Annotated in this window: 9 protein-coding genes and 1 pseudogene; 8 read left to right on the top strand and 2 right to left on the bottom strand. The window is 40.4% G+C overall.

The window, feature by feature from the left end:
* Window positions 1-116: 116 nt before the first annotated feature.
* The 6 genes from AB6E30_RS22055 (at window position 117) to AB6E30_RS22080 (ending at window position 5,663) form a co-directional block, all read left to right on the top strand.
* Window positions 117-1,154 carry an IS110 family transposase gene (locus tag AB6E30_RS22055; RefSeq protein WP_102459768.1) on the top strand — a complete coding sequence of 346 codons (1,038 nt, stop codon included), beginning with the start codon at window positions 117-119 and terminating at the stop codon, window positions 1,152-1,154.
* Between the two features lie 741 nt (window positions 1,155-1,895).
* On the top strand, window positions 1,896-2,879 hold the full coding sequence (locus AB6E30_RS22060; RefSeq protein WP_237297952.1) for a hypothetical protein: 984 nt from the start codon (window positions 1,896-1,898) through the stop codon (window positions 2,877-2,879).
* Between the two features lie 29 nt (window positions 2,880-2,908).
* On the top strand, window positions 2,909-3,790 hold the full coding sequence (locus AB6E30_RS22065; protein ID WP_372105263.1) for a hypothetical protein: 882 nt from the start codon (window positions 2,909-2,911) through the stop codon (window positions 3,788-3,790).
* 86 nt (window positions 3,791-3,876) lie between these two features.
* Window positions 3,877-4,329, top strand: coding sequence for a hypothetical protein (locus AB6E30_RS22070; protein ID WP_016799983.1), 453 nt, complete (start codon window positions 3,877-3,879; stop codon window positions 4,327-4,329).
* A 432-nt stretch (window positions 4,330-4,761) separates the two neighbouring features.
* Window positions 4,762-5,205: an antitoxin Xre-like helix-turn-helix domain-containing protein gene (locus AB6E30_RS22075; protein ID WP_016800265.1), complete on the top strand. Its 444-nt coding sequence runs from the start codon at window positions 4,762-4,764 to the stop codon at window positions 5,203-5,205.
* Window positions 5,202-5,663, top strand: coding sequence for an RES family NAD+ phosphorylase (locus AB6E30_RS22080; protein WP_017093449.1), 462 nt, complete (start codon window positions 5,202-5,204; stop codon window positions 5,661-5,663). Before AB6E30_RS22075 ends, AB6E30_RS22080 begins: the two co-directional genes overlap by 4 nt.
* Before the next feature lie 221 nt (window positions 5,664-5,884).
* Here the strand turns inward: AB6E30_RS22080 and AB6E30_RS22085 are convergent, their stop codons facing one another.
* Both AB6E30_RS22085 and AB6E30_RS22090 read right to left on the bottom strand, forming a co-directional pair.
* A complete protein-coding gene (locus tag AB6E30_RS22085) occupies window positions 5,885-6,250 on the bottom strand; it encodes a Fic/DOC family protein (RefSeq protein ID WP_372105265.1) in 366 nt (121 codons plus the stop codon).
* A gap of 213 nt (window positions 6,251-6,463) precedes the next feature.
* Window positions 6,464-6,616, bottom strand: coding sequence for a hypothetical protein (locus tag AB6E30_RS22090; protein ID WP_372105267.1), 153 nt, complete (start codon window positions 6,614-6,616; stop codon window positions 6,464-6,466).
* Between the two features lie 631 nt (window positions 6,617-7,247).
* Between AB6E30_RS22090 and AB6E30_RS22095 the strand changes: the two genes are divergently transcribed.
* Window positions 7,248-8,717 (top strand): hypothetical protein, encoded by a 1,470-nt coding sequence (locus AB6E30_RS22095; protein ID WP_372105269.1) that lies wholly within the window; start codon window positions 7,248-7,250, stop codon window positions 8,715-8,717.
* Between the two features lie 165 nt (window positions 8,718-8,882).
* A pseudogene (locus tag AB6E30_RS22100) lies at window positions 8,883-9,017 on the top strand (IS5/IS1182 family transposase); the annotation flags it as partial.
* Between the last annotated feature and the right edge of the window lie 483 nt (window positions 9,018-9,500).

The following is a 9,500-nucleotide window of genomic DNA, read 5'->3' on the forward strand; positions in this document are numbered from 1 at the left end:
GGGAGTGATACAGGCTTACCCTGTTCCGTATGTTACGTAAAATGTCAGCTTAGATAATTGGACTCCCCAACCCTAAGTCCTACAATAGTAGGGTTCAAAATAATTTGGAGATTCAAATGAACAAGACGATTGTTGGCGTTGATTTAGCTAAAAAAGTGATCCAAGTTTGTATTTATACAAACAGAAAAGTGCACTCAAATACAGAGATGACACCGAAGGCGTTTACTTGTTGGTTAGTAAATTCAAGGCCTGCCACAATCGTGTTTGAAGCTTGTGGTACTTCGAATTATTGGAAGCAACTCGCTTCTTCTCATGGGCATGATGCTCGTTTAATCTCATCGAGATTAGTTGCTGTGGTCAGACAAAATCAGAAAACTGACAAAAATGATGCTTTGGCGATAGTACAAGCATCACTGTTACCTGATGTGAACTTTATTCAAGGTAAAACAGCCGAACAGCAGCAACTACAATCGATTGTCCGCTTACGAGAACTAAGCATAAGACAAAAAACCGCTTCTAAAAACCAATTGATTGCTTTGTTATCTGAATTAAATATTCAAGTCTCCAACAGAAATGGGGGGTTAAGAGCAACAATTGATGAAACCCTAGAAGACCCAGATAATGGTTTTTCACCTTCGTTTCGTCAGGCAATATCTACTGCCTGGGATCAATATTTATCGCTGGTTGAAGCGATTGATATTTACGACAACTGCCTTGAAGAATCTTTGAATTATCATCCTGAATGTAAGAAGTTACTTAAAATTGAGGGCATCGGTATCCTTAATGCTGTTAACTTATATATCGCGCTCGGGTGTGCTGACATTGGAGCTTTTAGTAAAGGGAAAGCAGCCGCAGCCTGCATAGGGCTCACACCAATACAACATTCAAGTGGGGGGAGAGCTAAAATCGGTTCGATAGGAAGAGGTTTTAAAAATACTCTGTTTCGAAGCCAATTGATTACTGGTGCGATGTCGATCGTAAGCAAGGTTGCCAATCGCCCACCGAAAACAAAAAAAGAAGAGTGGCTAAAAAATTTAATTGAACGTAGAGGTAAGAAGTGTGCTGCGGTAGCGTTGGCAAATAAAAATGTCAGAACAGCATTTGCTATTTTAACTCAAGGTACGGAATATAAAGCTGAACCGTTAGTATCTTAGTAAATTGTCTTAACAGTAAAATGCATAAATTGGATGAAAATCAGTTAGTCAAAGCAGCGGGCATCTGAGAGTCTTGAACTCGTAGCTTAGATTTGCTACTAACTCGCGTAAATATCGTAGAGCCTGAGTTAGCTACTCTTGTTGAGCTCGTACATAAGTGCGCATTTATTTCTGATTTACTGACGATTACTGTTGACAATGGGGAGTCCACATAAGTACTTTGATCACGAAAGGCCAATGCCCAACTCCTTTCCGACTCTCGTTGCCGTTTTGGCCACAGCGTATTAACCACTTCCGCTGCTTCATCATATGACGCACCTTTAATGGATTCACATACGTTCATCATATTGACTCCCTAGCACTTACCCGAATTGTGGTTTTCAGGAGGAACGTCCTCTCACGATTCTTTTCCCACTCAGCCCAACGGCCAAGTTTCGTTACATTGTCCGAGCCGCTGCTTTATTCAGGCTCGTAGGTTCATCTGGTGATACAGATGGTTCACTCGTTAAGCGGTGAACAACGCTTCATACGACCTCAGGTCGCACGGACATTTCTAAGTTACGAAGTGCTATCTGTGAAAGAACGGAGTAGAAGTCCATTTACTTAAAATCACACATCGTTTACGTTCATTTACAGTACATAGCCTAATATATGTCCCAACTATTTAAGTAGCTCAACATATTGATTTGTTGAGGCTAAAAACTACACTTAAACTTCATACTTACTACTGGATTTTTATTTATGGTTACTACAAATAATCAAGTATTCGCTCTTTCGTCTATTGCCTTACTGTTGGCTGGCTGCTCTCCATCCTCCGACCTAACAGTAAGCGGAACCACTAGTGACTACAAAGGTTCAGCTAGCATTACCCAAGGTCTTGCAAAAACAGTAGAAGCGAATCTTTTTGAGTGTGCGAATGGTCGAAGTCGTGTTGCAGGCATCGGTGAAATTGCTGACGCTGATGGAAAAGTGTGGACAGTCCCTGCTCAAAACCATTTCACAACTGCGCCAAAAGCGGTCGATCTTTATGAAGAGTGCTCTAACATCGCACCCGAAAGCATAGCCGATGTGGATGAAGACTCTGTCCCTGTGGCTATTATTGATTCAGATGGTAAAGAGATCACTGGTTACATCTTTGCTGACAACTATTTTGAGTTATATATTAATGGTCAGCTCGTTGCAGTAGATACAGTACCTTTTACACCGTTTAACTCTAGTATCGTAAAGTTTAAGGTAAATAAGCCATACACTATTGCCGTAAAAGTAATCGATTGGGAAGAAAACTTAGGTTTAGGTACAGAAGATAACCGAGGCAAGGCATACCACCCAGGTGATGGTGGCTTTATCGCAAGCTTTAGTGACGGTACTGTGACGGGTTCCGACTGGCAAGCACAGACATTTTATACTGCACCAATCTATGATTTAAGTTGCCTGAGTGAAGTTGATGGTAAGCGATTATCGGAGAACTGTACAACACAAGGTACAGATAATGGTGAAAATGCTTATGCTGCTCACTGGGAGACTCCAAGTAACTGGATGGCAGAAGATTTTGACGCAATTTCATGGCCACAAGCGACTGAATACTCAGAAGATGAAATTGGTGTGAATAATAAGAAATCTTACATGAATTTTATTGAAAAATTCAGCGGTGCTGGAGCAAGCTTCATTTGGTCAACAAATGTTGTATTAGATAATGAAGTTCTACTTAGGTACGAAGTGAAATAGCGTTACCCTCTCACCCTCAAAAAGCAGTTATGTCTAAACTGAACAGATATAGCTGCTTATCTTTCTTTGTTACATCTACAACCTACTTCCCTAACGAGCTTTGGGGCACAAACGTGCTAGAAAATGCCACGGGTAAAAATTCAGCCTACGAAGGTTCGGGACAAAAATGGACACAGGAAGACCGCGAAACGCTCACCAGCATGAGCAACGAACAACAAAGCCAAATGCAAGCCGCTATCGAATCCTACCGCTCTGGTGCCAACCAAACCATCGATGCGAGCAACCGCCTCACGGCCGACGAACGTAATACGGAGATGGGCACTTACGCCACTGGCTTTACGGCGAACTTTAGTGAGACGCAAGGCTTGATAACGTCCACGACACAATCTCAACAAGAGGTCGATACACTCAGTCAAGTCAACAGCCAAGAGCAACGTCATCTGGCCAGCCTGACTGAGAAACTGGAAATACCATTCCAAGGTTTTGTGGAGGAGAAATATAAATCTGAAGTAGGACGAGCAGAACAGATTCTTACCGGTAGTAATGATAAATCACGCCAAGCCCGCGCTGATGAATGGGAAAAATTTAAAACAACCGACACGTTTAAAGATTTTGTGCTCGCCAGCGTCCCCACTCAAGAAGAGCACGAACGTACCTTTAATCCTGAGCCGACCCAATCCGAGTGGCAAACAATGGTGGGCGAACAATACAAAGGTAAGGCTCTAGGCAACACCAGCCAAACGGTGATTGAGCAGCATAAACAACGCGGAGGCACTGAGCGTTATTACACCCCCGACAACCACTCGCAAATCGTGGAGGATACACGTGAACAATTTGAGAGTACCAGTAACCGTGTTGAGCCACCATCAACCTTACAGCCAACACAGAAGGAGGATCAAACCCGCTCTTAACCTATAAATAATGGTTAATTATTGAGTAATTAAAATGAAAAATCGTAACGACCTAGTAAGATACACAGTATTAAATGGAGGGATTAATGATGAAATGGCTCGTATTAGGCTTAGGCACATGTTTCTCTTTTTTGAGCTTAGCCAATAGTCAAATTCCAGAAATCGACCGACTCAGCAGTGGCAACAGCCCTGCAGATATGAGTTACTATGTTGAACATTATCAAAATCCGGGGAGTCCTGAGTATCGAGATTTATTGATTGGTACTCGTGTCGCTGCTAACGCCGTGAACTTTTATACCACCCGTTTAGATACTCGCGGCCAACGCATTGATTATTGTTTGCCAATGAAAGATGCAGCCAATCGCGAAACATTATGGGAATGGAAAACCAAAGATCTGATGACAATTATCGACAACAGACTTGAACACGATCCTCGTTTAAAAAAATACGGCAAAGCAGGCATTGGTGGCAGCATCGCCAGCTATCTAACCGCCGCATTAAAAGAGCAATACCCTTGCCCAGTGCAAAAGCAATTTTAAGCTATTGGTTTACCCTGCCAAAAGTTATCCGTTCTTATCATGCTGTTCGCTGTAAATCCCCGTGATGTATCACGGGGGTAAATTAGACCAAGCTACTGACTGGCTGGCGTTTTTCAAGGTAATGATGGCTACGCCCTCTGCTGTGTCCTAATAGGCTTGATATATATCTATAGGCTTTCAACCAATCCAAGTTCATTATTTGTAATCTGGTTTAATTTTTTGCTGAAACTACCCCTGTTGATCCCCAACATCCTAGCAGCCTCTTGAATTTCAATATGTTGTTGTCGATACAAGCGAAGGGACTTAAAAGCCAGAAGACAAGGCTCTAACTTACTTGTCGCTCTCCAATTTTCCAAGCTATGTACTTGTAAACTTGCCTACCGCAATCATCTGATACATAATGACACTACCATCTGATAAGGAGTTATTGTTATGTCACAAATGCAAGCATTCAAGCCTGTTAAACAGCCAGCTAGCTTTTGGCAGCAAGTAGGTATTCCATCGCGAGGGGTAACCCTTTATGAGTCTGTTCATAAAGGTCTGGATTTTGATGTTTTTGACAAACTAGCCAAGCACTCTAAATTGGAAAAGAAAGAGTTGGCTACCGCTGTTACAATTCCACCAGCCACACTAAACCGCAGATCGAAAGCGGGACGTTTTAACAAAGACGAAAGTGATCGTTTGTACCGTTTTGCTGAGATATTCAACCAAACCATCAACTTGTTTGAAGGTGATATTTTGGCCGCGTGTGAATGGATCAAATCCCCTGTGGTTGGTTTGGGTAATCGCCGCCCTATCGATATGGTTGCCACAACTGCTGAATCAGAGGGTGTGCTAAACCTAATTGGACGATTAGAGCATGGGGTATTTTCTTGATCACTTTGTACCGAATCGTAAAGGAAAAGTGGGAAGAGTCAGCTTTCGATGGCGAAGGCTCCAGACTGTACGGAGGGCGTTGGAATTCTATTGGACGGTCTGCGGTTTATGTTGCGGCGTCAGAGTCACTTGCCATTTTAGAAATCTTGGTTCATCTCAAAAATACCAAAGTACTTGAAAATTATGTCTTGTTTACGTTGGAACTGGATGAAGCCGATGCTTTGGTCCTTGAAAATGACGACTTACCGGACAACTGGAATGAAGAGCCAGCCCCGCTTCAGACAGCCGAAATAGGTGATCAATGGTTATCGAGCTATTCAAGCTTGGCGCTGGCGACCCCATCGGTGATTGTGCCTCGCGAACAAAACTATGTGCTCAACACAAAACATCCAGGTTATCCAAAACTCATCAAAACGGCCAAAAAACACGAAATTTCTTTCGATACCCGGCTTCTATAAATCAGCGATTCCCACTGTAAATGTCCGAGGACATTAAAGTTTGTCAGTTCCAATAAAGTCTGTTCATTTCCAATATAGTTTGATCTGTTTTTGGCTACATCAAGTTAGACGGCGAAGATAAGTTAAACCACTTTCTGCCCAGTTATGTTTCACAGAAAAAAGCGGTTCAACACTCCTCAGCGGAGTTTAGGCTATTAAAACTAATGCAATCGCACAAAAATTCAGTCTTGTTTTTCACTAGATAGAGCTAAACGAAATATTGTAATTAACGGTTCTAAATCGAATGATACCCCTTCAATATTTGCATCAATCCATTCTTGTTGAGTAATTTTAGGCCACTCGATGGTGTAGCCAAGGATAAATACGAGTTCTTCAAAGAAAAAACGTAAAGTTCGGCCATTACCTTCCCTAAAAGGATGTAACAAATTTAATTCGCAAAATAGATTGGCTAATTCTTGGATAAGATCGGGCAAAGCCAAATTGTCTAACGAAGGGATAATACCAAATAATTTTGAAGCTTCAGCTTCAATCCTAGAAACGGTACAGAATCGAGTGTAGCCTTTACTTCTCGAACTTGACCTGCCCATTCAAAAATATCTTGGAATAGATGGTGATGTAGACACTTGAGGTGATTGAAGTCTAAATGCTTGATTTCAGAAACATTACTTTTGTATGAAAGGTACCTATAACTCGTAAACTCAATTTCGGCTTTTTCAAGTTCATCTGAGTCAAGTATATTCAATCTGTTAATTAAAACATCAGAATTTGAGTAACAGTATTTGTCCTGATCAGCACCATATTTATCTCGCATACTTGCGTTTTAAATCTTCAATGGTTTGAACGTTCGATTTCTTATTTATCGTCATGCCTTCATAACCCAAACTGGTTTTGAAGTTCTTTAAGCTAGGGGTAAATGTAGCTTTTTGGCGCTTTGAATTTGAGGTATTGGCCATATCAATGTTCCTCTTGTTGGTTGTATTAATTGTACATGACTAATCAGCTAATGTCATGAAGTAGCGATTTTCGCAAAGCCAAGTGAGCCGCGCAGCAGCATTCTATTCTAGTAATGTCACTGGCAAAGTTTTATCCAGAGGCTTCATTGGCCTAAAGTTTTACCCGTGGCACTTTTCTCTCAAAGTGCCAGCTAACTCAGAGCTGCCCCAAAAACGTCACAATCTGAAATTTTACACGTGGCATTTTCTAGCTCGAAAATGCCCCAAAGCTAGTTAGATCAAATACTCTACACATTTTTGGGGCGTGCGTTTCCCCAATCAAATCTAATCCGATAAAAGGGAGCCGGACCGAGCTTGTTTGGGGCGTATGTAGGTTGAAAATGGTATTGTTCCGAAGTCGCCGGAGTTATACGGAAACTTTCGGCAATTTCTGAAGTGCACATCCTAGTCGCTAGGCAATACGGGCATGAAATTGAACGTGAGTTTAGTTAGCGTTACTATTAATTGCATATAATTACGGAAAAAAATCCGTCGATAAAGCGTTAGTTACCACTCAATAATTGAGCAAAATGGTAGACTGTTTACCTATTAGTTTTAATACGATGTTTGTTATTAGTTGCTAGGTATAAAAATGAAAAGTATCAATATCCTGTCGCTCACTCAAGCGCATTCTAATCTTGAACCATCTGAGTATGGTTTATATATAAAACACTATGGAATCGACATTAAGAACAATGAGATTGAGGATCTCAGGGTTCTTGCCTCTAATATTCACGAAGTTCTTCCATTTGTTAACATATTCAATGGTTTCTATATTGGTTACAAAATTCAACATATTAGTAAGGAGTTTGACTTACTTAGGTTCGGTTGTAATTACATCATAAATGTTGAGTTAAAACGCACAAGTAGTGAAGATAAAATAAAAAAGCAGTTGCAGAGAAACAAATACTATTTGAGTCATATTAACAAAATTGTACATAACTTCACCTATGTCGTTCAAACAAATAAACTTTACAAATTAAATGGTCAAGAAGAGTTAGAGTTAGCAAGCTTTGAGTTGTTGGCTCAACTATTAACAAACCAAAATTTGATGGAACTCGATAACCCTGACTCTTTGTTCAATCCATCTGACTACTTAGTATCTCCATTTAACTCTACGGATAAGTTTACCAATAATCAGTATTTTCTTACTAATCAACAAGAGGACATAAAAAGCCAGGTTGTCAGTAAAATAGGTAATGGTGTTGCGAAATTTATATCAGTTAACGGTGGACCAGGAACAGGCAAAACTCTATTAACATACGACATCATCAAACATGTAAAAAACACGTGTAATACGTTAATCGTGCATTGTGGGCAATTGAATGATGGACACGCCAGATTAATTGATGCCGGGTGGAACATCATTCCTATCAAAAGACTACCAAGCTATGACTTATCGGGTATAGAGTTGATTGTTGTAGATGAAACACAACGAATATATGCAAATCAACTAGATAAATTAGTGATGGATGCTAACGCCAATAATATATCTTGTATACTTTCTTATGATAAACAGCAAACACTTTCCACGAGAGAACGATTGGCGGATATCGAAAGTAAAATCAATAGTATTAGCGGAATTGTTAAGTTTAAACTTTCAGATAAAATCAGAACAAATAAAGAAATAGCTAGTTTTATAAAGGTACTATTCAATAGCAGAAGAACAGATGTAGCCTTTGAAAATTGCGGTAATATCGACTTTGATTACTTTACCGATTTACCTACAGTTAAAAACTATATTCAGTTAATTAGTAGTGAAGGCTGGGAAGTTTTGAAGTTGACACCATCGCAGTACAACACAGAACACCACCAATCGTATGCTAATGTCGCAAGTAAAACCTCCCATACAGTTATCGGTCAAGAGTTTGATAATGTTGCAGTTGTTATTGACGAATTTTTTACATACGATGCTAACGGTATGTTGATATACCAATCAAGAACATACTATGACTCTGTTAAAATGCTATTTCAAAATATCACACGAACTAGAAAGCGCTTGAAATTAGTTATAATAGCTAATAAGCCTGTGTTGAATAGATGCCTTTCTATCTTAAAGTAATGGGGCCAGGCAACTAACAAATAAGGATTAAGCGTTGCGTAGCCAACGTTTAATCCCAAGTGTTGGACAAGCCTGAGCCTCTATATGGCCTTGTTGCTTAAATCGATGGAACTAAATCTGGAAGCTACGATCTGATCGGCTACACCCATCCATCGTCGTAGCCCCATGCCTAAACCTCGTTACAAAACAACTAACTGGAAGCAGTACAACAAAGCCTTAATCAACCGTGGTAGACCTCGTCGATTCAGCGACTTAGCCATTACTACCGCACTGATGGTGGAACGTGTTTTCTCTATGCCATTTGTGAGAGAGTAATAAAGATTCGTTACTGAGTATTAAAGTATCATACTAAAATGGCAGCGATCACAGTTGATACGCTGCCATTACTAAATCGAAAATGCCCCATTCTTTGTTTAGACAGATTAACATCTCATTTCACCAATCTAGAATTTGACCAAGTTTTTCTCATATCTGTACCGCGTCTACTGAATCGAGGGAAGAGCAGTCATATTTCTTTGTTAATATCCGTCCAAGTCTGTATTCATCCTCTCTACTCGACAGACGTGCCTCGCTTTAACCATCCATGCACTTTATAGGCTGCATAGAAATAAGGTGTCATAGTACTAAGTAAAATAAAGTGCTCGACCCATCCCCAAGCAAAGCTATGCCAGTTGAAGTACTCTGCACCGTTCAACCACTCAAGCAACACCAACGGCAAGCAGACACCACTGTAGTGGTACGCTGAATTTGGTCACTTAGTTAGAGGTGATATCATCACCTCAT

This window comes from Vibrio sp. 10N.247.311.12 (assembly GCF_041467515.1).
Lineage (GTDB): Bacteria > Pseudomonadota > Gammaproteobacteria > Enterobacterales > Vibrionaceae > Vibrio > Vibrio crassostreae_C.

Excerpts from the sequence above, each read along its gene's own strand:
- AB6E30_RS22060 (WP_237297952.1), top strand. The coding sequence starts at position 1,896 with ATGGTTACTACAAATAATCAAGTATTCGCTCTTTCGTCTATTGCCTTA.
- AB6E30_RS22070 (WP_016799983.1), top strand. The coding sequence starts at position 3,877 with ATGATGAAATGGCTCGTATTAGGCTTAGGCACATGTTTCTCTTTTTTG.
- AB6E30_RS22055 (WP_102459768.1), top strand. The coding sequence starts at position 117 with ATGAACAAGACGATTGTTGGCGTTGATTTAGCTAAAAAAGTGATCCAA.
- AB6E30_RS22095 (WP_372105269.1), top strand. The coding sequence starts at position 7,248 with ATGAAAAGTATCAATATCCTGTCGCTCACTCAAGCGCATTCTAATCTT.
- AB6E30_RS22085 (WP_372105265.1), bottom strand. The coding sequence starts at position 6,250 with ATGGGCAGGTCAAGTTCGAGAAGTAAAGGCTACACTCGATTCTGTACC.
- AB6E30_RS22075 (WP_016800265.1), top strand. The coding sequence starts at position 4,762 with ATGTCACAAATGCAAGCATTCAAGCCTGTTAAACAGCCAGCTAGCTTT.
- AB6E30_RS22065 (WP_372105263.1), top strand. The coding sequence starts at position 2,909 with ATGTCTAAACTGAACAGATATAGCTGCTTATCTTTCTTTGTTACATCT.
- AB6E30_RS22090 (WP_372105267.1), bottom strand. The coding sequence starts at position 6,616 with ATGGCCAATACCTCAAATTCAAAGCGCCAAAAAGCTACATTTACCCCT.